The sequence below is a fragment of the Micromonospora sp. NPDC049102 genome, from assembly GCF_043197485.1.
Lineage (GTDB): Bacteria > Actinomycetota > Actinomycetes > Mycobacteriales > Micromonosporaceae > Micromonospora.
The window spans coordinates 1-20,163 of record NZ_JBICTE010000053.1 but is presented as its reverse complement, the minus strand read 5'-3'; the positions used below and the strand labels follow the sequence as shown (position 1 = coordinate 20,163).

Genomic DNA, 20,163 nt, shown 5'->3' with positions numbered 1-20,163 from the left:
CGGTCACATTCCGAACCCGGAAGCTAAGCCCTCCAGCGCCGATGGTACTGCACTCGTGAGGGTGTGGGAGAGTAGGACACCGCCGGACAATCTTCCAGATAGGGCCACCCCTGAACAGGGGTGGCCCTATCTGCATATCCATATCTACCCCCCCCCACACACCACCCCACCCCCACCCCACCCCCGCTGATCATGAAGTTATTGCCGCGACACGCCGACAGCAATGGCAATAACTTCATGATCAACCCTGAGGGGGTGGGGGTGGGGTGGGGGTGGGTGGGGATTCGTGGCCGCCGTCGCGGTGTCGGGGGGCGAGGTCGTGGGGCCGTTCGAGGAGATGTGGCATCCCGCGGCGACCCGGTACCGGACCGAGATCCGTGTGCAGGAGGAGCGAATGACGCCCAGGCCGTCGGCCGACGACACCGACGAGCGCGCTCAGGGCAGCTCGGGACCGCAGACGAAGCGGGGCTCAGCGTCATAGCGCCAGGTGAACTTCTCCCGCTTGACCACCGCGCCGCCCTTCTTGATGACCCGGAAGGCGTCCTGGGTGAAGCCGTTGATGCCGTTGCTGGGTATGCACTTCGGACCGGGTTCGAGGTGGATGCGCTTCGGTGTGGTGGTGTTGCGGCGCGGGCCGTACTCCGTCTTCACGCTGTCGTAGATCTTCGTGCTCCAGATGGCGACGGTCACCGAACTCGACGTGTACGACGTGTCGATGAGCAGGCCGTACTCGGTGTTGTTGCGGAACTTCAAGTCCAGGCTCGGCCAGAAGATGGTCGCCTCGATGACGGCCGGGTACCTGTCGAACCAGTACGAGTGCGGCTTGTGCTCGACGTCCTCCAGGCCCGCGTAGTAGGCGGCGTTGAAGAGCGTCGTCGTGAACTGTGAGGTGCCGCCCCCGACGCCCGGCACCAGCTTGCCGTCCAGGATGACCGGCGCGTCCCGGTAGCCCTGCGCGTAGCCGCGCTCGCCGGTGTGCCCGTTCAACGAGAACGTCCTGCCCGGCAGCACGACCGTACCGTCCACCTTCTTGGCGACGGTGGCGATGTTCTGGCTGCGCGGTGACGCCATCCCGCCGGTGAACCGTGTGGTGAAGGTGGAGACCCGCTCCTTGATGCCCAGACCTGCCAGCTTCTCCGCGGTCACCTCCGGCGGCGTCGTCTCCAGGCCTCCGGCCACCTCTCGTCTGTCGGTCCTGGGCAGCACCGCCAACAGTTCCCGTTCCAGGGTGGCCGTGTCGAGCTGCTGGCCGGGCCGCCCGTCGACGACCCTGGGACGGCCGCCGGCGATCGTCATCGTCGCGTCCTTAGGCGGCACCTCGATCGCGTTCAGATCGCCACCGAGGACTGCCCGGAGGCGCTTGACGTCGACGGCCGGGGTGAGCTTGCCGGCCTTGTCGGCGTTGAACCGGAGGCTCTTCGCGATGGCGGCCGGCGGCACCTGCACCGAGCCCCGGTCGGTGCGCAGGGTCACCGGTGCGGACACGGCGGGCTTGGCCAGTTCGGCGACCAGCCGGTCCAGCTCTTCGACGGTGGTCGCCGGCGCGCTCGCCACCAGCGGCACGGTGACCGGAGTACCGGCGAGCCAGCCGGTCCGGACGGCGTCGGCCGAACGCTCCGGGTCGAACGCGAGGCCCGGCTTGGGGCGTACCACCTTGGGGGTAATGCCCTTGTAGGTGATGGCCGGCATCGTCATCGGACGGACCTGGTCGCCGAGTACCGTGCGCAGCGCCGCGTCCAGACGGTCCGCGTCGATGGTGACCACCGGATCGACGGTGCGGGAGCCGACCAGCCGACTGACCGGATGCGCCTCGGCCTCGGCTGCTGCCGCCACGGTGGCCGCCACGTCGACCGCGAGCCCCACGTCGGCGGGTTCGATCTCGGCGGTGCGCTCCCCGACCGTGATCCGCAGGGGCGCGGCGAGGGCCGCCGCCCGCCGATCCAGCTCCGCTCGCAACTCCCGGTCGGCCGCGCTGCGGCTTCTGCCACCCAGCTCGGCGCCGAGTACGTTGGTGCCCCGGGGCACGTCCCCGGCGTACGCCCAGGCGCCAGCGCCCGCCACGGCGGCGAGCACGCCGCCGGTGATGCTCGCGCCGATCAGCATCCGTGCGCGGTGCGGACGGCGGCCGCCGTTGTCCGGCTCGCTCGTGGCCGTGGCCGGTGTGACCGCCTCCGGCTCGTCGTCCGGCCAGGTGACCGCCGTGACCTGCACGGTGGGTCGGTCGTCGGCGGGTGGACGTTTGTCGCCGTACAGCGTCACTGCAACCTCGATCGCCAGGTGCCGCGGGGGTCCCTACTCCCGAAGACACCACGGTAACCAATGCCCGGCCGTCAACCGGTCTGCGCTCGCCCGGTGTCGCCACCGCGTGTCGCCCGGCGAGTCACGGGAGAGCGGGGTCGGTGCCGGCGTTGGGCGGCGAGCGTGGCACGGTGGCGGGGTGGACGCTGCGGAGCGGGTGTTGGCGTACGGCGGCGGTTCGTTGGACCGGGCGGCCGGGCTGCGTACCGACCCGGCCCGACTGGACGAGTTGCTGGCCGACCCGACGACGGTGGTGCTGCCCCTGTGGCGGGACCGCTGCCTCGTCGACGGCGACGGTCCGGTCCGGTTGACGGCCGACCGCGCGTCTCTGGTGCGGTCGGCCGCTGGCGAGACCGTCTTCCTGGGGCTCGACGGAGACGTCGCGGTGTTCGCCGTGGACCTGTCCGGGCTCGGTGAGCCCACCGCTGTCGAGATGTCGGGGGCAGCGCGGGCCGTCGACGTGCGGGCGCTGGTCGGGCGACTCGACCCGGCCGGCGCGGCGACCCAGGCGTACGCGCGAGGGTTGTTGCACTGGCACCGGCAGCAGCGTTACTGCGGCACCTGCGGTGCGGTGGCCGTCGCCGGCGGTGGCGGCCACGTGCGGACGTGTTCCGGCGCGGAGTGTGGTCGCCTGCTGTTCCCCCGCATCGAACCGGCGATCATCGTGCTGGTCGAGGCACCCGGGTCGCCGGAGCGCTGCCTGCTGGCTCGGCACGCGGGCGCGGCCGAGGACTCGTACTCGACGTTGGCGGGCTTCGTCGAGGTCGGCGAGAGTCTGGAGGACGCGGTCCGCCGGGAGATGGCCGAGGAGGCCGGGATCGCCGTCACCGACGTGGCCTACCAGGGGTCGCAGGCGTGGCCGTTCCCCGCCGGGATGATGGTGGGCTTCCGGGCCACTGCGACCTCCGACGAGGTTCGCGTGGACGGCGTGGAGCTGCTGGAGGCGCGCTGGTTCACCCGCGAGGAATTGCGGGAGCGGGTCGCGGCAGGTCGCCGGCTCGGTCGGGTGGACTCGATAGATCACCGCCTGCTGGACGATTGGCTTGCCGAGGCGCGGTGACGTTGCCGGCTCAGCCGTACGGATGAGTAACGCATCATCTTCAGTGGCTTTTCAGCCCGGCGTTACGTAAATGTAACAACGCTGTGCCGCCACTACGTGCGGTGAAAATCTTGCGGGCATTCTTCCCGATTTCGATGGCTTGTGGCCCGGGTCGGAGCGGTCCAGGTCTGACTGACGGTGACGTTCGAAGATCTTGACCTGGAGCGGGAGTTACCGGCCAGTAGCAGTGCCCTTGTGAGGTACGTCGCTTCGCGAGAGCATCCAATCCGCACACTGCGCGATCCGCCGACCATCCCCCGGAGCGGGCCGCAGCGGCCACGTGCTTCCCGTAGTCCCGAGTCGCGACTGCGATCGGTGACCCCCGGTTCGAGGAGGACCCGTGAAGGATTCGGAAACCCGTCAGGCGCAGGGTGGCACCCGCTGGCGTCGCTTCGCCGCCATGATGGTTCCCGCTGCGGTCGCTGCCGGCGGCATCGTCTTCGGTATGGCCAACGGTGCCATCGCCGCCAACATCACCGTCGCCGGCAAGCCGTTCAAGATCTCCGCCTCCGAGCTCGACGGAGACGGCTTCAAGCAGTACGGCGGCGTGGTGACCACCAAGGACGGCAAGATCGTCCCGGTTGCCATGTCGGAGATCGGCGAGGCTCACCTGACCAAGCTGTGCCAGTCGGTGGATGCCTCCGTGCCCGGTCTGCCCAAGATCGTGCTGACCATCAACGCCGGCGACGCTCCCGGCAAGGAGGCCGTCGCCAAGAACCTGCTGATCGCGATGGAGTCGCTCGAGGGTGACGCCGAGTTCACCAACATCAACATTGGTAAGGACGCCAGTGACCTCGGCCCGGCTCCGGCCGGCTCGTTCGGTCAGGACGCCACGCACGTGAACATCAAGGGCCTTGAGCAGGTTGCCCGCTACACCACCGCCGGCACCTTCACGCTTACCGGCCTCAAGTTGAAGGTCAACGTCGGCGCCGAGGCGAAGGAATGCTTCTGAGCTGACGCCGCCGAGGCTCGCGAGGGGCGCCTCTCGCGAGCCTCGGTCCTGCCCACCCCTTTCACCCCAGGAGGACGTACGTGTCGACCGCCACTCATCGCGCGCAGTCCGGCCGTCTCGGTCAGGCCTGGCGTGGTTTCCGCCGCTGGCGGCGGTCCCGGCCATTCTGGGGCGGACTCTTCACCATCCTGGCCGGAGTGGAGATCCTCGGCACCACCAAGGTCAGCCTGGCCGGGCTGACCCTGCAGATGGGACCGACCGGCTTCCTGTCCTGGTTGATCCCCACCATCCTGGTCACCTGCGGCGTCCTGATGTGGCTCAGCCCCGCGCAGCGGATCTTCTATGCCATCGTCGGCGCGGTGACCGCGGTCTACTCGCTGATCGGAGTCAACCTCGGCGGGTTCTTCATCGGCATGGTGCTGGGCATGGTCGGCAGCGCGCTCGGCTTCGCCTGGGTGCCGGTCAAGAAGTCCGCGGCGGTGCCACCTGTCGACGAGGAGCCGGGCGACCAACTGACGGGAGATGGCGAGACCGTCGACGAACCGCCGCTCGCCGACGAACTCCTGCCGCCCCGGCAGGCGAGCGCGAGCGACACCACGGAGATGCCGCCCGTCGTCGAGCCGGAGGCGTCGCAGACCAGGTCGACGGTCGTCCGCGATCCGAAGACGTACGTGGTGACGCTGCTGCTCATGAGCCTCGCCAGCGCAGGCCTGACGACTGTCGACGAGGCGTCGCCGGTGCGAGCGGCCGGGATTTCCTGCCCGACCCCCACCTCGTCTGCCGGGCCCAGCACGCCCGCCACCTCGCCGGCCAGCCCGAGCCCGAGTCCGAGCCCCACCGCCACGTCGGAGAAGTCGGACGGAAATCTGCTGACCACAATTGTCGACGGCATCGGTGACCTGCTCACCGGCGGCGACGACGAGTCGGAATCCGCCGCCCCGCCCGAGCCCGCCAGCAGCGCCGCGCGAGCCGGCCAGTCGGCCAGCCCGAGCGCCGGTCCCACCCGTAGCGGCGGCGCCACTCCCGGCTCCACCCGAACCGCGACACCCGACGCCCCCTGTGCCAGCCCGAAGCCCACCAAGCCGACCAAGCCGGCGCCCGTCGAGCCCGGTAAGCCGCTGCCGAAGCTGGCGGCGGACCCGGACATGCCCAAGGTCGCCGCCACTCCGGCGAAGCTGACCGGCTCCAAGGTGGTGATGACGAACCTGCGGTTTCGCGGGGCCGAGCCGTTGCGTACTGCCAACGGCGAGATGCGGGCGCTGAAGTTCACCATGAGCAAGGCCGTGACAAGCGACTTCGCGTTGCTGGTCGCGGGGCCTTCGGGCGGCTCGCTGTTGAGCGAGACCGACCAGCTCACCATCGACGGTGACGTGACCTTCTACGCGACCCGGTTCGTCGGCCGGCTCCTGGGCATCAAGGTCACCCTGACCCCGGACCTGCCTCTCCCGGACGGCATCCCGGTCACCTCGCCGCTGCCGCTCACCTTCACCGATCCGCAGATCGACCTGGCCTTCATCTCCTGCGACAGGTTGACCGGTCGACCCAGCCTCAAGCAGACGCTGCAGTGATCGCACCGTGGGGCGACGTCCGGACCCGGACGCCGCCCACGGGCTGAATACCGACGCGACGCGTACCGGTCAGAGCCGGGCCAGCGCCTTGCGCAGCGGGTCGAGGCCCAGCGCGCCCAGGTCCAACGCCTGCCGGTGGAACTCCCGCAGGTCGAAGTCGGCGCCCTTGCGCGCCATGGCGTCCTCGCGGGCCTGCAACCAGATCCGCTCACCCACCTTGTACGACGGTGCCTGCCCCGGCCAGCCCAGGTAGCGGTTCAGCTCGAAGCGCAGGTTCTCGTCCGGCACCCGGCAGTGCGCCCGCATGAACTCCCAGCCCAGCTCTGGCGTCCATCGCTCGCCCGGGTGGAAGCCGAACGGATTGTCCGTGGGGATCTGCAGCTCCAGGTGCATGCCGATGTCGACGATCACCCGTGCGGCGCGCATCGCCTGACCGTCGAGCATGCCCAGCTTGTCGCCCGGGTCCTGGAGGTAACCCAGCTCGTCCATCAGCCGCTCCGCGTAGAGGGCCCAGCCCTCGCCGTGCCCGGAGACCCAGCAGAGCAGCCGCTGCCAGCGGTTGAGCAGGTCGGCCCGGACGGCCGTCTGCGCCACCTGGAGGTGGTGACCCGGCACGCCCTCGTGGTAGACCGTCGTCACCTCCCGCCAGGTGGAGAAGTCGGTGATGCCCTGCGGCACCGCCCACCACATCCGACCCGGCCGCGAGAAGTCCTCGCTCGGCCCGGTGTAGTAGATGGCGCCGTCGCTGGTCGGCGCGAGGCAGCACTCGATCCGGCGGACCTGCTCGGGGATGTCGAAGTGGGTGCCGTGCAACTCGGCGATGGCCTTGTCGGCGAGCGCCTGCATCCAGTCGCGGAACGCCTCCTTGCCCTGGATGGTCCGCGCCGGGTCGGCGTCGAGCGTGGCCACCGCCTCGTCGACCGTCGCGCCCGAGCCCGCGATGCGCCCGGCCACGACCCGCATCTCCGACTCCAGGCGGGCCAGCTCCGCGAAACCCCAGGCGTACGTCTCGTCCAGGTCGATCTTCGCGCCGAGGAAGTACTGCGAGGCGAGTTCGTAGCGTTCCCGGCCGGCGGCCTGCTTGTCCCGCCCGTGCGGGGCCAACTCGGTCCGGAGGAACTGGCCGAACTCCGCGGTCGCCGCGGTCGCCGCCGACGCGCCCCGGCGCAGCTCGGCGCCGAGGGTTCCGTCCGCGCCCAGCCGCTCGACCAGGCCGTGGAAGAAGTTGTCCCCGGTCGGGTCGGTCCAGATGTCGCACTGCTTGGCCACCTCGACGAGCTGCACCTTCGAGCTGACCTGCCCGTCGGCGAGCGCCTCGCGCAATGTGGTCTTGTAGCCCTCCAGCGCGCCGGCCAGGCCGTTGAGCCGGGTGGCGATGTTGGCCTGCTCGTCGGCGGTCGCGGTCGGCATCAGGTCGAACACCATGCGGATCTCGTGCAGCCCGCTGGTTATCACGCTGACTTCGCTCGTCGTCTCGCCGGCCTCGTAGCGGGCAAGGTCCAGACCGAGCCGTTCCTGCATGGCCTCCTTGGCGGTCCGCTCCGCCTCGGTGTCCGACTTGGCCGCCTCCAGCTCGGTGAGCGTCCGGCGGGTCAGGTCGGCGCGCGCCTCGTACCCGGCGGGTGAGAGGTCGTCGAGCTGGTCGTCGTGGCCGGCGATGCCGACGTAGGTAGCGCCGGTCGGGCTCAGCGGAGCCCACTCGGCCACGTAGCGGTTGGCGATTTCATCAATTCGTCCCACGCTGCGACACTACGTGATCACCCGGCCCGGATGTCGACGTCGTTTGTCGTGTCCAAGCAGCGGAAAGTCCCGCGACTTCGTCGCACCCCTCGGGCAATGTGTCAGGGGTGACAACCGATATCGCTCCTGACAGGGCCCCGCTGCGTGCCTGGCTGCCGGGTTTCTTCGCACTCGCCGCCATCTGGGGTTCGAGCTTCCTGTTCATCAAGATCGGCGTGGCCGAGCTACACCCCGTGCAGCTGACCTTCTACCGCGTCGCGGCCGGCGCGCTGACCCTGCTGGTCGTCCTCGCGGTGCTGCGCGACCGGCTGCCCCGCGAGCCTCGGGTGTGGGCGCACCTGGCCGTCGTCGCCGCGTACGGCGTGGCCGTGCCGTTCACCCTCTTCGGTTACGGCGAGCAGCGGGTCGAGTCGATGCTTGCCGGCATCTGGAACGCCACGACGCCGTTGATCGTGCTGCCGCTCGCGGTGCTGGTGTTCCGGACCGAACGGTTGACCGTGCGCCGCGCGATCGGTCTCGGACTGGGATTCGTCGGGGTGCTCGTCGTGCTGGGTGTCTGGGAGGGCATCGGCGGAGCACACTTCGTCGGGCAGCTGATGTGTTTCGGCGCGGCCGCCTGCTACGGCGTCGCCATCCCGTACCAGAAGCGGTTCGTCGCGGGGAGCACGCACTCCGGCCTGTCCCTCTCCACCGCGCAGTTGCTGCTCGCGGCCGCGCAGCTCGCCATCGTCACCCCGTTCGTCGCGGGCGCGCCGCCGCTGCCCACCGAGCTGTCGGCGAAGGTCGTGTTCAGCGTCCTGGCCCTCGGGGCGCTCGGCACCGGGCTCGCCTTCGTCATCAACATGCGCAACATCAGGTTGGCCGGCGCGAGCACCGCGTCCACCGTCACGTACCTGATTCCGATCTTCGCGGTGTTGATCGGCGCTGTGGTGCTCGACGAGCGGCTCAACTGGCACCAGCCGGTCGGCGCGCTGATCGTGCTGCTGGGCGTCGCTGTCGCACAGGGTGTGTTCGGCCGCCGGACGTCCCGTCCGGTCGTCGGTGTCGGCGCGCCCGCGGCACCGGCCGCCGAGCCCGTCCGTCACTGACCCGCCCCACGCCCCTGACCAGCCCGGGCGTCGGTCAGGCTCGGTCGCGCGTCCACTCCAGCAGTTGCTCGGCCGACCAGGTGTTGACCACCCGTTCGGCCGGGACGCCGCAGAGCGCCGCCCGCTCGCAGCCGAACCGCTGCCAGTCGAGCTGGCCGGGGGCGTGCGCGTCCGTGTCGATCGCGAAGCGGCAACCCGCCTCCAGGGCGCGGCGGATCAGCCGCTTCGGCGGGTCCTGCCGCTCCGGCCGTGAGTTGATCTCGACGGCGGTGTCGTGCTCCGCGCAGGCGGCGAAGACGGCGTCCGCGTCGAAGTCGCTCTCCGCGCGGGTACGCGCCCGGTGCCCCTTGTCACCCGGGCCGGTCACCCCCGCCGGGCGGGACGACACCATCCGGCCGGTGACGTGCCCGAGGATGTCCAGGTGCGGGTTGGCGACCGCCGTGAGCATCCGACGGGTCATCTTCGCCCGATCGTCCTTCAGGCCGCTGTGCACCGAGCCCACCACCACGTCCAGCCGCGCCAGCAACTCCTCGTCCTGGTCGAGCGAGCCGTCGGCGAGGATGTCCACCTCGATGCCGGTGAGGATGCGGAAACCCTCCGGCAGTGCCGCGTTGACCTGCGCCACGTGGTCGAGCTGACGCCGCAGCCGCGCCGCGGTCAGCCCCCGTGCCACCGTGAGACGGGGCGAGTGGTCGGTCAGCACCATGTACTCGTGACCCAACTCCACAGCGGCCAGCGCCATCTCCTCGATGGGCGACCCGCCGTCGGACCAGTCCGAGTGGGTGTGGCAGTCGCCCTTGAGGGCGGCGCGCAGCGCCGTGGCCTCGGCATCCAGATCGCTGCCCTCGGTCGCCACCAGCCGGCGCAGATAGACCGGTTCCTCGCCGGCGAGAGACTCCGCCACGCAGCGGGCCGTCACGTCCCCCACGCCAGCGAGGTCGGTCAGCGTGCCGTTGCCGGCCCGTTCGGCCACCTCGGCCGCCGGTAGGCCCGCCAGCGCCGTGGCCGCCGAACGGAAGGCCCGCACCCGGTAGGTGGCCTCGTTCGCCCGCTCCAGCAGGAACGCGATCCGGCGCAGGTCGGCGATGGGGTCCCGGGCGCCCACGTCAGGGCGCCTTCGGGCAGCCGTGTTCGCGCTGCCACGTGGTCACCTCGGCGGCCGGTTCCCGGTTGCCGTCGCGCCGCCACGAGTCGAGGTAGCGCGCCGGCCAGATCACCCCGCGCCGGATCCACCACCCGTCCTTGCCCGCGCACGGCGGCGAGATTCCGAAGTGCACGTGACAGACGTTGTTGGCGTTGCCGGTCCGGCCCACCTTGCCGAGCTGCTGGCCGGCTCGCACCCGGACCCCCGCGTCGACCCCGGATGAGACGACGCTCAGGTGCGAGCCGTAGTAGCGCACCCCGTCGTCGCCGAGCAGCGACACCGACAGTCCACCGTTGTCCGGGCCCTGCGGCCCGCTCTTGGAGTATCTGTCGACGCGACTCACCTCAAGCACCTTGCCGTCGGTCACCGCCACGAAGGGCTCACCGCAGTTGGCGAACACGTCCGTCGCCGGGTACGCCCCGTGCGTCGTGTGGTAGTCCACGTTGCCGGCGCGTACCGGGAAGACATGCCGGACCCCGGCGCGGGGCGCGCTCGACGACGGCTTGGCCGGCGACGGCGTCGGGCTGGCCGGGCGGGTCGTGGTCGGCGCGACCGTCGGGGCCGCCGGCTGCTCACCGGTCGCCCAGACCGCCGACGGCGACGGCGCGGCGACGCCGTCCGGCGGCACCCCGGGCCGGGTCGTCGCGCAGCCGGCGGCCAGCATCGGGGCGAGCAGCAACAGGATCGGGTACGCCGGACGCACGCGGCGGCCGATCGTCGGCGAGGGCATTCGGTCATCCTGACAGACCGGTACCGTGGGTACGAGCGACGCGCGTGAGGGAGGGCAGCCGGTGAGCATCGCCCAACCCGACCCCTTCCCGGAGCCGGGCGCCACGCGGCCGGTGTCGCGTACCCCGTCGGGGCTCTTCCCGGCCGGACCACCGACCAGACCCACCTACCGCGAACCGCACCCGATCACCGGCGGCGGTGTCGCCTCCGGCGGCGGAGCGGCGGCCGCCTGGCTTCTGCTGTTCGGACTCCTCGGCACCGACGTGGTCAGCTACGGGTGGTGGACGGCGGTGGCCGGCCTGCTGGCCTGGCTGACCGCACTGGTGCTGGTCCGTTACGGCGATCGTGGAGTGGCCACCGGAGTCGCCATCGTCACCGCCGGTGGCTGGAGCATCGCCGCCGCCGTGGTGGCGGTGCGCTGGGCGACGAGCGGCGACTGGCCGCTCTGGTGAGCGGGCTCCGATCGGCCCGGATCGGCCGCCGACGACTGCGCCGCGTGCCCGGTTGACTGCGGTGCGAACGCCGTCTTGACGTGGCCGCCGAGAGTCGGCACTCTCGGCACTATGGCCTGGACCACCCCGCGGCAGGACCCGGATCGCAACCGCCGCCGCCTCCAACTGCTCGCCGAGTTGGCGGGCGCACGGGCGGTACGCCAGCGCAGCCGGCCGCAGCGACAGCGCACCGAGCGTCTACGCCAACTCATCGCCACCCGCCGTCGAGTGGTCGGCTGATTCGACTTTGTCATGTTTGGCCGGCGTCTCGGGGCGTTGACCGGTCGCCTGCCGACCCGACCGGCTAACGTGCACCCTTGACGAGTCGGCGCTGTGCCGAGGGCTTTTGGGGGAACCGTGTCGTACTTCGCTGCGGCCGTGGTGCGTGACGACAGTGGCTGGACTGCCGCCGAGGTCAACCTGCGGGGCGCCACCGACATCGACGAGGTCGCCGACCGGCTGCGCGACGTGGACCAGGAAGCCGCCGTGTCGCTGCTGTTCGTCGAGGCCGACGACGCGTACCTGGTGATCCTGCGTCTCGACGAGGGTGAGGACCTGCGGGTCTTCGGGTCGGACTCGGCGTACGCCGAGGAGTCCCGGCTTGGGCAACTGCTGGTCGGTGACCTGAAGACGTCCGTGACCGGGCTCGATGGCGACGACGAACCGCGCCCCGCCACGAGCGGCGACGAGGAGAGCGAGCAGCCGGCCGTCGACCCGGAGGCCGACCCGGTGGGCGATGCCGACCTGCTCGCCAACCTGGGCATCTCCGCGCAGAAGCTGCTGACGCGCTGCGGCCACGACGGAATGCTGCCGGCGGACGTCACCGCCGAGATCTGCGAGGTGCTCGGCTGCGCCGACGAGGTCGAGGAGTTGCGTGAGGTCTGAGCCCGCCGATGCCACCGACCCCGCGCTGGAGATGATCCGGCCGGGGCAGCCGACGCCCGGAGCGGTGCGGCGTGCCGGACCGGGGGCCCACGAGGGCTTGGCCGACCCCGGCGAGATCGGGCGACGGCAACGGCACGAGCTGTGGATGCGCCGGGCCTTGGAGGTCGCCGTCACCGATCCGGCGATTCCCAGCGGCGGCGTCGACGACATTCCCGTGGGCGCGGTCCTCTACGGCCCGGCCGGCACCGAGTTGGCGATCGGTCGCAACGAGCGGGAGCTGACCGGCGACCCCACCGCCCACGCCGAGGTGCTGGCCCTGCGTCGGGGAGCCGAGCGGACCGGCGAGTGGCGGCTGGACGGCTGCACCCTGGTGGTCACGCTGGAACCGTGCACGATGTGCGCGGGCGCGCTGGTGCTGGCCCGGGTCTCCACCGTCGTCTTCGGCGCGTGGGAACCCAAGACGGGCGCGGCCGGCTCGCTCTGGGACGTGCTGCGCGACCGTCGGCTCAACCACCGTCCCGAGGTGTACGGCGGTGTGCTGGAGGCCGAGACCGCCGCCGTCCTGCGCGCCTTCTTCCGCTGAGGCCGCGCGGCTCGTGCCTTGGGCCGCGCGGCTCGTGCCTCGGGCCGCGCGCTTCGTGCCTGACGTGATGCGGAGAAGCGGTATGACTCAGTGCCGTATTTATGCCTCTGAGTCATACCGCTCTCGGCGGTGACACCGCCCCGCCGGGACGGATCAGGCGATGATCGTGTCGAGGGCGATCTCGACCATCTGGCTGAAGGTCTGCTCCCGCTCCTCCGACGTGGTCTTCTCGCCGGTCTTGATGTGGTCGCTGACGGTCAGCACGGTCAGCGCCCGTGCCTTGAACCGGGCCGCGATCGTGTAAAGCGCCGCCGACTCCATCTCCACCGCCAGCACCCCGTAGTCGGCGAGCCTGTCGTAGAGGTCCGGCCGGTCGGTGTAGAAGGCGTCCGCCGCCAGGATCGGTCCGACGTGCATCGTGATGCCGCGCCGCTCGGCCACCTCGACCGAGGTACGCAGCAGCCCGAAGTCGGCCACCGGTGCGTAGTCGATCAGCCCGTCGAAGCGCATCCGGTTCATGTTCGAATCGGTCGACGACCCGATCGCCGCGACCACGTCGCGCAGTTGCAGGTCCGTGCTGAGGGCGCCGCAGGAACCGACCCGGATCAGCGTCTTCACGCCGTACTCGTTGATCAGTTCGTGGGCGTAGATGGAGGCCGACGGCATGCCCATGCCGGAGCCCTGGACGGAAACCTCGACACCGTTCCAACGGCCGGTGAAGCCCAGCATGCCCCGAACCGTCGAGTAGCAGGTCGCGCCCTCGAGGTAGGTCTCCGCGATCCACTTGGCCCGCAGGGGGTCGCCCGGCATCAGGACCCGCTCGGCGATCTCGCCCGGCTTCGCGCCGATGTGCGTACTCATGGCAAAGATCCTGCCAGGCCGGCTCGGGCGGTACCGGTTCGGCGTCCGAACCGGTGGTCCTGTAACCTCGTCGGCGGTGGCGTGTCCGAGTGGCCTAAGGAGCACGCCTCGAAAGCGTGTGAGGGTTTACGCCCTCCGCGGGTTCAAATCCCGCCGCCACCGCTCGTGAGATGCGAGAACGCCCGGTCGATCCTTGCGGATCGGCCGGGCGTTCCTGCGTCAGAGCTGCGTTTCGCCGCGGCAGCCGGCGCACGTCGATCCCGCCTGACCTTCACCGTGGACGCGAACCGCCTCAGCAGGGGCCGGCGCCCTCGTTGAAGAGGCGGCGCGCCCAGTCGGCGTACCCCGCGATCGTTTTTCGGACCGTGCGCCCGTCGTGCAGGAACAGGTACGCGCGGTCGTCGCTGCGGGCGAGGAGCCCGTCGAGCCGATGCGTCCCCTGTGGTGCGGGCAGTCGGGTCACCGATGGGTAGCGGGCCCAGACGTCCTCGACGGGCGAGCCGACCGTTATCCCCTCCGGTGTCCGCATCGGGTCACCGACCCACAGCAGCACCAGTTTGTCCTCGACGAAGACGGGGCTGACCGTGTCGTGGCCGGCGAGCACCGGTCCGCAGGCGTCCAGGTCGGTACGCAGGATGCCCCGGCGGGTCAGCTCGGCCTCGGTGTCGCCGAACTCGATGTTGCGCAGACCGTTGAGGTCGATGACCTCGACGTTGCCGACGGGCCGGTGCGCCGGCATCGGGCCGGGCGACGGCGCGCCGCTGCCCGCGATCGAGGCAGCAGTCAGCAGCATGGCAATGAACGCGAATTGTCGCAATTTCATGGAATCCCCCAGTCCCCAACGGAACGGGGCCGCTCAGGTTGCTGCCCGACGACGGATTACTGCTTTTCCCACTGTTCGACCAGCTCGTCCCAGTAGTCGGCGCTGAGTCGACGCCGCCCGTGGGCCAGCCAGCCCTCGGTGTTGCGCTCCAGATGCAACCCGACCTCGGCGAACGGATCGATCCACGCGCCCCGCTCGACGCCGAGTCGAAGCAGCGCCTCGTTGATCGGCCACTCCGTGCGAGGCGCGTCGAGGACATCGTCGAAGCGCGGACCCCAGGACAGCGCGCCGCCCAGCCACACCGCCGCCGCCTGGCGGCCGACGCCTGCGCCGAACTCCGCCTCCAGGTACGCCAGAGGCCCCGACCGCGACCAGTGGGCCAGCAGGTCGGCCAGCGGCGGCGACAACACCAGCCCGAACGGTTGCTCGGCGCTGGGATCGTCCGCCGCGAAGTCCGGCAGCGACCCGGTCAGTTCCACCACCAACTGCGGGGTGACCGGCAGTAGCGCGAAGTCCTGGCGGAGTTCGCCGAGGACCGCGTGGTCCAGCCCGGCGGTCTGCTCGCGGAGCAGGTCGGCATCCGCGACGACGGCGCTGAGCTGGTAACCCATCGGACCCTCCGCCGTCCACAACCTGTGGATAGGACATGTGTACGACGGTTCTGGCTGCGCCGACGTCGATCTTCGAAGCGTACCCGCCAGGCGGCCGGCCCTTGACGAGAGATCGACACATGCGGAAGTATCGCTGGAACACGGGGATGTACTTATAGTGCTGGCACCCTTGCCGTCCGTATCCCCGTGCAGCTGCACCGATGTTTCGGGGGCGCTCCATGAGTGAAGCGGCGGTCTTAGGCGTTCGAATTCTGGTGGCAGCGCTCTTTCTGCACGCGGGCGGTGCCAAATTGTTTGCCCCGCAGCAGTTCTCACGTACGCTGCGCGCCACTCTTCGCATCGACGACAGCCACAGTATTTGGACGGACCACTCCGCCCGGGCGATTGCCTTCGGCGAGATCGTGACGGCCTTACTCCTCGTCGGTCTGCCGGACGACGCGTACGGCCTGGTCCTCTCCGCGCTCCTCGGTGCCGGGATCGCCGCCTTCGCGTTGATGGCCCGCCTGCGCCGCGTCACCATGGCCTGTGGGTGCTTCGGCGGCAGTCAGGGTCGCCCGCTCGGAATGCGGCAGTTGTTGTTCGGCACGGTGCTGCTCGCGGTATCGGTGCTGCTGGCGTACGGGCAGACCGACACCCGTGCCGACAACGCGGCCCTGATCGTGGCGGCCTGTATCGGTGCCCTGGTGGCGAACCTGATCCGCTGGCGGGCCAACCTCGTCCAGCCGCTGCGACGGCACCTTCAGCCCTTCCCCCAGTAGGAGAGCCGATGTTCGAGCTGACCTTGTCGATTGCCCTGTTCGTTCTCACTGTTGCGGTCGTCGGGCTGTTCGCGATGATGGGCGAGCTGTCCTCCAGGGTCCCGCAGGAAGACGTGGTCGACGTGGCCACACCCATCGACAACGCCGCTCTCGGCACGGCACCGCAGATCTGGCCAGACGACATCACCCATCTCGCCACCCGCGAATTCGCGGCGTTGGTGGTGCTGAGCACCAGTTGCAGCAGTTGCCGACGCATCGCCGCCGGCGCCACCGGACAACTCTCCCTTCCGCCCGATGTCGCGGTCATCGTCCCGGCACCGTCGTTGGCCGACGGGCAGCAGTTCGTCGCGGAGAGCTCGGTGATCAGCGAATTTCCGCATTCGATCGACGTGGGCGGCGAATGGCTGACCAAGAACTTCGGGGTCGACATCAGTCCCAGCGTTCTGGTCTTCAACCGTGGCGCGCTGGTCACCGCGCACACGTTCAGCTCCGCCGCCGCGTTGAACGAGCTTCTCGACCGTCCGGTCGAGCGAGACAGAGAGGATTCACATGCGTAAGCACAGTGGTCACGAACAGCACGATCCGAAACGGGCGAGTGGGCCCAGGAGGCGTTTCCTGGGCACCATCGGGGCCAGCGCCCTCGCTACCTCGGCGGTCCTCTTCGGCTCACCGGAGCGGGCGAGCGCGACCTACAACATCGGGTGTTGCCACCTGTCCTTCGTTCCGTCCGTCTCGTACAGCACCTGCATCAACAGCCCCCGGTACTACACGTGGTACTGCTCGACCTCGACCCGGACCTGCGGATGCTGCGAGGTCAAGAACTCCAGCGGCACCGCCAATGTCAAGTCGGCGTACTACTGCGACAGCTCCCGGTCGGCCTGAGGCCGGGATTCGACGATGGCCATCTGGGTGTTGCTCGCGGGGGCGGGTGCCCTGTTGCAACTGCTCAGCCCTTGAGGCCGCTCCATGGTTGGGGTCTCCAACCCGATGATGAACAGCGATCGGAGGAGCGGACGCAGATTCCTCTGGGGTTTCGCCGTGGGGATGATCGCCTCCGCTGTGACTGTCGCTCTCGCCCTGGCGGCGCTGTCATTTCTCAGCCTCCTGTTGCCGGAGGCGGTTCGGCTGGTGGCGCTGCTCGTCCTGCTGGTGTTCTTCGGCGTCGCTGACTTCCTCAACCGGACTCCCCACGTCTGGCGGCAGGTGCCGCAGCGGTTCGCCGGTCAGTTGGGGCCCCGTCAGTTGGGTCTCGTCTGGGCGTACGACCTGGGGTTGTACGTCACCACCCAGAAGACGACGTCCCTTATCTGGATCGGGCTGGCGGGAGTCGTCCTCACCCAGCCCCCGGCAGCGGTGGCGGTGGCGGTGTTCGTGACGAACGCCCTCTTCGGTATCGGCGTCGCCCTTCTGACGCTCCACCGCCGCGGACTGGTGCTGACCCATCCGCGGTTCTTCGATCGCATCAACGGCAACCTGATCCGGCCGGCGCGGTTCACGTCCGGCCTGGTCGCGGTCGGACTGGCTCTCTACCTGGCGATGGGGTGGCAGTGACTGATCGAACTCATGGAAGGTATCGCCCTCCGGAAAAGCCGGGCGGGGCTGTGGTCGTCACGGCCTTCGCCTGCCGCACCTTTCCCAACATGCTGCTGATCTGGAGGCTCCACCGCCAGTTGAAGCGCAACGTGTACGCCAAGGCCGACGGCTTTCTCGGCGTACACCTGATTCTCAACTGGCGTGATCGCGTAGTGCAGAGCATCTCTCTCTGGTCGGACCTGCACGCCTTGTACGACATGGGAGAGGTCAAGGAGCACGTCCGGGCGGTCCGGGTGCCGGGAACCCGAGGTATCCAAACCTCCTGCGGAGTCTTCGGCTTCGACGGCGACTGGCTCAGCGTGCTGTTCGGTTCGGCGAAGGGAAGGCCTTCGCCACTATCGGATTGGCAGGACGGGCAGCGTCCGGCTGCCAACGGTGACAAGGAGAAGCATCGTGTCCCAACCGCCCACTGATCGAGGCTATGTCAAGATCACAGACAGTCCTGCTGGTGGCAAGCGAGTGGAGATCTACGCTCGCATGTCCCGCTCCGGGCTCCCCACCCACCTCTTCGCCGTCCACGACAGCGCCGACGTCGTCGTGGATTCGAAGGCGGTGTTCGAGCGCGCGGGCGCGGACATTCTCTCCGCCGAGCCCATGGAGGTCAGCGTGGACACGGACGGCAAGCTGTACGTCCGCGAGCCGCTGCGGATGGAGTCCCTGCCGCAGTTCGGCATGCAGCGACGCTGATCCCCGTCTTTCGTCGCTTCCCCTGCCCGGCGCAGGGGAAGCGACGACGAGGAGCGCCCAGGGGCAGCGACGTGTGCCGGAAATCCGAGATCTTGGACAGTTTCCGTTCGCCGCTAACGGAAACTTTCCAAGATCTCGTCTGTGTGCAGTCCGGTCAGGCGTGTCGGGCGAGCTGGGTCACGAACGCCCGCCAGGCCGCCGGCGCGAAGGCGAGCGCCGGACCGGTGGGGTCCTTCGAATCCCGTACGCCAATCACGCCGGGCAGGTTGTCGGCGACCTCGACACAGTTGCCGCCATCATGGCCGCGATGTCGTCCGGGTCGCTAGCCACTTGTCCCTGGAGTTGGTTGTCCAGATAGCCGGCGACGCGAGGCGGTCGTCAGGGTCGCCAGATCACGATGTCGATGTCGCGTGGCCGCTCGGCGAAGAGACCGCGCCGTGCCGCTGCCGACAACAACCCGCGCAGGTCCGCCTCGAACGCCGGGAGTCGATCGCCGAACAGGTGTGGCGCCGAGCTGGACAGGGAGAACACCGCCGCGACGACCTCGTCCACCGACCGTTCCAGGACCGTGCCCTGCTCGACGGTCAGTCGGGTGGGGCCGGAGAAGCCCGCCGCGAGCATGATCTCTCCCTCGCCACTGGGGGTGCCGGAGGGCAGCGTCCCCTGACCGGCCCGGCGAACCGGCCCCAGATAGCGCGCGACCAGCTCGTCGATCCCCGCCCAGGGCGGTCGCGGGTACGGCGAATCGTCGTTACCGGCCACGCCCTGGTGCGTGTTCGCGCCGACGTGGACCCACGCCCCGTCGGGCGCGAGCATGTCGCGGACCCGCCGGGCCACCAACGGTCGATCCATCCAGTGGTACGACTGCGCGAAGGTGACCACCCGGAACGTACCCAGGTCGGCCGGCAGTTCCTCGGCCCGCAGGTGCCGCCACTCGACGTTCGTGACCCCGACCTCGCCGGCCCGGCGCTGTGCCTCGGTGAGCATGTCCCGGTCGGCGTCGACCCCGACCGCCGTCTCGAACAGGGGCGCGAGCAGCAACGTCAACGACCCGGGACCGCAGCCCACGTCGAGGAGTCGGCCGGTGCCGTCCAGGTCGAGTGCGGTGCCGATGACCTCTGCGGTTGCGGGTGGGTACGGCCACCGGCCGACGCTGTAGTGCCGGGCGCTGCCGGCGTACAAGGTCTCGTCCCACTGCCAGGTCGAATCGGCCACGGCATCGATGACACCACAACGACGACGCCCGGCCGACCTGTTATCGGTCTGCCGGGCGTCGATCATGCTCCGCGAGCGGAGGATACGAGATTCGAACTCGTGAGGGTGTAAACCCGACACGCTTTCCAGCCTGCCCGCTCCGGTCCTGGGTGCGAGAGTACGAGCGCGAAGTCGCGGAAGGCGCCACGCAGGGCAGGCCTTCATCTCGCCGGAGCGAGCCGCTGCACCGTGATTCGCGGGCTGGATAGCTATTGATGTTTGCTGCCAGCCACTCCCTCGAAGCGGGCCTCCCACAGCATGCGAACTGTCGAGGTTCGGCGGCTCAGGCTCCATCGCTGCCAGAATGTTGGCGGTAGCCCTCGTCTATATGACCGCCTAATCACCTTATGAACGTAATCCGCCAAATCTGAGAATGCCTTTAACAGCTCGTCAACATTGGTGCCGGGAACATTGCGATAAGTGGCTACCCATTCAGGCGCTCGAGACAACGTGCGAAGCGGTTCGTCCAAGCCATGCAGCACGTATCGCAACTTGGGCCGCGCCGCCTTTATCTTCTTTGCTCCTTCGGCACCGCGCTCTATCCATGTCTGCCGCGTTCCGCCCTCAACCGCGCGCCTGCGAAGGATATTCGCAGTCGCGACGCACGAGTGGATTCCCTCGCCGAGGTCGGGCAGCAGCGGCGTCAGATACGACCGATGTACAGCTCTCATTTCGGCGCGTCTCGCTCCCAGGAGATTCGAGACGAGCGTCAGCGCTGCGGCAGCCGCTGCGATGCACGCCGCCAGAAGGGTTGCAGTGTTCTGCGTCATCGTTGCGTCCTGTCGACGATCTGAGCTCTTGCTCGTTGATACCGCCATAGCGACAACCTTGATTGTCGGTCGGTCGCCGAGCTCACGCAGCCTAGGCCGTGTGTCAAGGTCCTCGGTCGAGCCGAGGGGCGGACGGCGGACGGCGGACACCACGATGAGAGTGATGCCTGTGAGTCATCTTGATGACCCACAGGCATCACGCTCAATGGAGGGGGCGGCTCCGATCCGG

Annotated in this window: 22 protein-coding genes, 1 tRNA gene, 1 rRNA gene and 1 pseudogene; 16 read left to right on the top strand and 9 right to left on the bottom strand. The window is 69.5% G+C overall.

Going from position 1 to position 20,163, the window contains the following annotated elements; translation table 11 throughout:
- Window positions 1-88, top strand: a 5S ribosomal RNA gene (gene rrf, locus ACGFH9_RS30230); the annotation flags it as partial.
- Between the two features lie 347 nt (window positions 89-435).
- Here the strand turns inward: rrf and ACGFH9_RS30225 are convergent.
- A complete protein-coding gene (locus tag ACGFH9_RS30225; RefSeq protein ID WP_393226083.1) occupies window positions 436-2,259 on the bottom strand; it encodes a VanW family protein in 1,824 nt (607 codons plus the stop codon).
- Window positions 2,260-2,437: 178 nt separating this feature from the next.
- On the opposite strand from ACGFH9_RS30225, the gene nudC reads away from it, so the two are divergent.
- The 3 genes from nudC to ACGFH9_RS30210 all read left to right on the top strand — a co-directional run bounded on the left by nudC (window position 2,438) and on the right by ACGFH9_RS30210 (window position 5,917).
- A complete protein-coding gene (nudC, locus tag ACGFH9_RS30220) occupies window positions 2,438-3,358 on the top strand; it encodes an NAD(+) diphosphatase (RefSeq protein WP_393226080.1) in 921 nt (306 codons plus the stop codon).
- Window positions 3,359-3,797: 439 nt separating this feature from the next.
- Window positions 3,798-4,349, top strand: a complete 552-nt coding sequence (locus ACGFH9_RS30215; RefSeq protein ID WP_393226091.1) for a DUF6230 family protein — start codon at window positions 3,798-3,800, stop codon at window positions 4,347-4,349.
- Window positions 4,350-4,429: 80 nt separating this feature from the next.
- Window positions 4,430-5,917, top strand: a complete 1,488-nt coding sequence (locus ACGFH9_RS30210) for a DUF6114 domain-containing protein (RefSeq protein ID WP_393226077.1) — start codon at window positions 4,430-4,432, stop codon at window positions 5,915-5,917.
- 69 nt (window positions 5,918-5,986) lie between these two features.
- Here the strand turns inward: ACGFH9_RS30210 and ACGFH9_RS30205 are convergent, their stop codons facing one another.
- On the bottom strand, window positions 5,987-7,657 hold the full coding sequence (locus ACGFH9_RS30205; protein ID WP_393226074.1) for a DUF885 domain-containing protein: 1,671 nt from the start codon (window positions 7,655-7,657) through the stop codon (window positions 5,987-5,989).
- Window positions 7,658-7,764: 107 nt separating this feature from the next.
- Here ACGFH9_RS30205 and ACGFH9_RS30200 point away from each other — a divergent pair, with 107 nt between their 5' ends.
- Window positions 7,765-8,745: a DMT family transporter gene (locus ACGFH9_RS30200; RefSeq protein WP_393226071.1), complete on the top strand. Its 981-nt coding sequence runs from the start codon at window positions 7,765-7,767 to the stop codon at window positions 8,743-8,745.
- 34 nt (window positions 8,746-8,779) lie between these two features.
- Here the strand turns inward: ACGFH9_RS30200 and ACGFH9_RS30195 are convergent, their stop codons facing one another.
- Both ACGFH9_RS30195 and ACGFH9_RS30190 read right to left on the bottom strand, forming a co-directional pair.
- Window positions 8,780-9,850, bottom strand: coding sequence for a PHP domain-containing protein (locus ACGFH9_RS30195; protein ID WP_393226068.1), 1,071 nt, complete (start codon window positions 9,848-9,850; stop codon window positions 8,780-8,782).
- A gap of 1 nt (window position 9,851) precedes the next feature.
- Window positions 9,852-10,619 (bottom strand): peptidoglycan DD-metalloendopeptidase family protein, encoded by a 768-nt coding sequence (locus ACGFH9_RS30190; protein WP_355238805.1) that lies wholly within the window; start codon window positions 10,617-10,619, stop codon window positions 9,852-9,854.
- A 61-nt stretch (window positions 10,620-10,680) separates the two neighbouring features.
- Here ACGFH9_RS30190 and ACGFH9_RS30185 point away from each other — a divergent pair, with 61 nt between their 5' ends.
- From ACGFH9_RS30185 to ACGFH9_RS30170, 4 genes are all read left to right on the top strand, one after another.
- The gene (locus ACGFH9_RS30185) at window positions 10,681-11,070 is read left to right on the top strand and encodes a hypothetical protein (RefSeq protein ID WP_393226064.1); all 390 of its coding nucleotides are present in this window, start codon (window positions 10,681-10,683) and stop codon (window positions 11,068-11,070) included.
- A 111-nt stretch (window positions 11,071-11,181) separates the two neighbouring features.
- Window positions 11,182-11,349: a hypothetical protein gene (locus ACGFH9_RS30180; protein WP_167362451.1), complete on the top strand. Its 168-nt coding sequence runs from the start codon at window positions 11,182-11,184 to the stop codon at window positions 11,347-11,349.
- A 117-nt stretch (window positions 11,350-11,466) separates the two neighbouring features.
- Window positions 11,467-11,994, top strand: coding sequence for a tRNA adenosine deaminase-associated protein (locus ACGFH9_RS30175; protein WP_393226062.1), 528 nt, complete (start codon window positions 11,467-11,469; stop codon window positions 11,992-11,994).
- 31 nt (window positions 11,995-12,025) lie between these two features.
- Window positions 12,026-12,577, top strand: coding sequence for a nucleoside deaminase (locus ACGFH9_RS30170; protein WP_393226088.1), 552 nt, complete (start codon window positions 12,026-12,028; stop codon window positions 12,575-12,577).
- A gap of 153 nt (window positions 12,578-12,730) precedes the next feature.
- Here the strand turns inward: ACGFH9_RS30170 and deoD are convergent, their stop codons facing one another.
- Window positions 12,731-13,438: a purine-nucleoside phosphorylase gene (deoD, locus tag ACGFH9_RS30165; RefSeq protein ID WP_355238798.1), complete on the bottom strand. Its 708-nt coding sequence runs from the start codon at window positions 13,436-13,438 to the stop codon at window positions 12,731-12,733.
- Between the two features lie 75 nt (window positions 13,439-13,513).
- On the opposite strand from deoD, the gene ACGFH9_RS30160 reads away from it, so the two are divergent.
- Window positions 13,514-13,600: transfer RNA gene (locus ACGFH9_RS30160), tRNA-Ser, on the top strand.
- Window positions 13,601-13,730: 130 nt separating this feature from the next.
- On the opposite strand, the gene ACGFH9_RS30155 is transcribed toward ACGFH9_RS30160, so the two are convergent.
- Window positions 13,731-14,225, bottom strand: coding sequence for a hypothetical protein (locus tag ACGFH9_RS30155; RefSeq protein ID WP_393226085.1), 495 nt, complete (start codon window positions 14,223-14,225; stop codon window positions 13,731-13,733).
- A gap of 92 nt (window positions 14,226-14,317) precedes the next feature.
- Window positions 14,318-14,872 (bottom strand): hypothetical protein, encoded by a 555-nt coding sequence (locus tag ACGFH9_RS30150; RefSeq protein WP_393226058.1) that lies wholly within the window; start codon window positions 14,870-14,872, stop codon window positions 14,318-14,320.
- 218 nt (window positions 14,873-15,090) lie between these two features.
- Here ACGFH9_RS30150 and ACGFH9_RS30145 point away from each other — a divergent pair, with 218 nt between their 5' ends.
- From ACGFH9_RS30145 to ACGFH9_RS30120, 6 genes are all read left to right on the top strand, one after another.
- Window positions 15,091-15,630 (top strand): MauE/DoxX family redox-associated membrane protein, encoded by a 540-nt coding sequence (locus tag ACGFH9_RS30145; RefSeq protein ID WP_393226055.1) that lies wholly within the window; start codon window positions 15,091-15,093, stop codon window positions 15,628-15,630.
- A gap of 8 nt (window positions 15,631-15,638) precedes the next feature.
- Window positions 15,639-16,187 carry a hypothetical protein gene (locus tag ACGFH9_RS30140; RefSeq protein ID WP_393226052.1) on the top strand — a complete coding sequence of 183 codons (549 nt, stop codon included), beginning with the start codon at window positions 15,639-15,641 and terminating at the stop codon, window positions 16,185-16,187.
- Window positions 16,180-16,512: a hypothetical protein gene (locus ACGFH9_RS30135; protein ID WP_355238780.1), complete on the top strand. Its 333-nt coding sequence runs from the start codon at window positions 16,180-16,182 to the stop codon at window positions 16,510-16,512. The genes ACGFH9_RS30140 and ACGFH9_RS30135 overlap by 8 nt, the downstream gene beginning before the upstream one ends.
- Window positions 16,513-16,674: 162 nt before the next feature.
- Window positions 16,675-17,181: a hypothetical protein gene (locus ACGFH9_RS30130; protein WP_393226049.1), complete on the top strand. Its 507-nt coding sequence runs from the start codon at window positions 16,675-16,677 to the stop codon at window positions 17,179-17,181.
- An 89-nt stretch (window positions 17,182-17,270) separates the two neighbouring features.
- Window positions 17,271-17,636 carry a hypothetical protein gene (locus ACGFH9_RS30125; protein WP_355238774.1) on the top strand — a complete coding sequence of 122 codons (366 nt, stop codon included), beginning with the start codon at window positions 17,271-17,273 and terminating at the stop codon, window positions 17,634-17,636.
- A gap of 46 nt (window positions 17,637-17,682) precedes the next feature.
- Window positions 17,683-17,910, top strand: a complete 228-nt coding sequence (locus ACGFH9_RS30120; protein WP_393226046.1) for a hypothetical protein — start codon at window positions 17,683-17,685, stop codon at window positions 17,908-17,910.
- Window positions 17,911-18,064: 154 nt separating this feature from the next.
- Here ACGFH9_RS30120 and ACGFH9_RS30115 read toward each other — a convergent pair.
- Window positions 18,065-18,214: pseudogene (locus ACGFH9_RS30115) on the bottom strand (DUF397 domain-containing protein); the annotation flags it as partial.
- A gap of 74 nt (window positions 18,215-18,288) precedes the next feature.
- A complete protein-coding gene (locus ACGFH9_RS30110; RefSeq protein ID WP_393226043.1) occupies window positions 18,289-19,125 on the bottom strand; it encodes a class I SAM-dependent methyltransferase in 837 nt (278 codons plus the stop codon).
- Between the last annotated feature and the right edge of the window lie 1,038 nt (window positions 19,126-20,163).